This is a genomic window from Paraglaciecola marina (genome assembly GCF_004360155.1).
Lineage (GTDB): Bacteria > Pseudomonadota > Gammaproteobacteria > Enterobacterales > Alteromonadaceae > Paraglaciecola > Paraglaciecola marina.
The window spans coordinates 1-909 of sequence record NZ_SAIS01000070.1 but is presented as its reverse complement, the minus strand read 5'-3'; the positions used below and the strand labels follow the sequence as shown (position 1 = coordinate 909).

The following is a 909-nucleotide window of genomic DNA, read 5'->3' as shown; positions in this document are numbered from 1 at the left end:
CCATTTTCTATCTCTGACCTTTTTCTACAGCCTCAACGCTTAACATATGGGGATTTTAGGAGCGCTTTACCAGCGAGTAAAATTCCCACCATGATGCACTTGTTAGCTATAAGTTAGTATCAAGCTTAAGTAACGCACCTGATAAAACATTAAAAGTATAATAAAACGTATCACTATCAGTAGCCGTATACACCAAAACAACATCATTATTAATGATTCGATAGCCTTGTATATCATTCATTATAGATTTTAACTTGGTACCATCATACTCAGAGACCAATAACTCTTTTTTGTCATATTGGTTCAAATACCCATCTTTGTTTGTGTCTTGTCTTGCGACTGAGTAGATATTTTTACTTAATGTATTTTGGTATTCCGTTTCTTTTTCTTGAGTAGGTGAAAATTCTACAATTAGAGCGTTATTCTCGAATAACAAATTGTTCATTTCACCTTCTTTAGTAAACATTAGATTAACTACGTTACTGCTTAAGCTGAATGGGGATGAAACAATCATCATTTCAGCATTTGCACTATAAGATTGTTCTTCAATTATTTTATCTGAAGTTATTTCCAAAATATGGACTTCTTTAATTTGACCAACATATCTTTTTTCTAATTTAGGTTTTTGCTCTTCCTTTAGAGCATCATCATGCTCAATAACTTGTACTTTTGGCTCGGAATAATCCTTTCTTAAAAGATCACTAATTATGTCTTTACCAATTGCAATGATTACAAATATCGCTGCGAAAAATAGCAATACCTTATTGGATTTCTCAATAAAATTCATGATACGAATGCCCAAGTAGAACTCCTTATAGCTAACGAGGGTGTAGAAAAACCCTCACCTTAAAATTTTTTTTAAAAATCTACCTAATTTGACCACAAAAACGCGTCGCTACGTGAAATCTG

The 909-nt window shown here is 32.6% G+C and carries 1 protein-coding gene; it reads right to left on the bottom strand.

Features of this window, described 5'->3' with window-relative positions; all coding sequences use genetic code 11:
* Positions 1 to 106: 106 nt before the first annotated feature.
* Positions 107 to 802: a hypothetical protein gene (locus EOK74_RS20695; protein ID WP_239024195.1), complete on the bottom strand. Its 696-nt coding sequence runs from the start codon at positions 800 to 802 to the stop codon at positions 107 to 109.
* Positions 803 to 909: the final 107 nt, after the last annotated feature.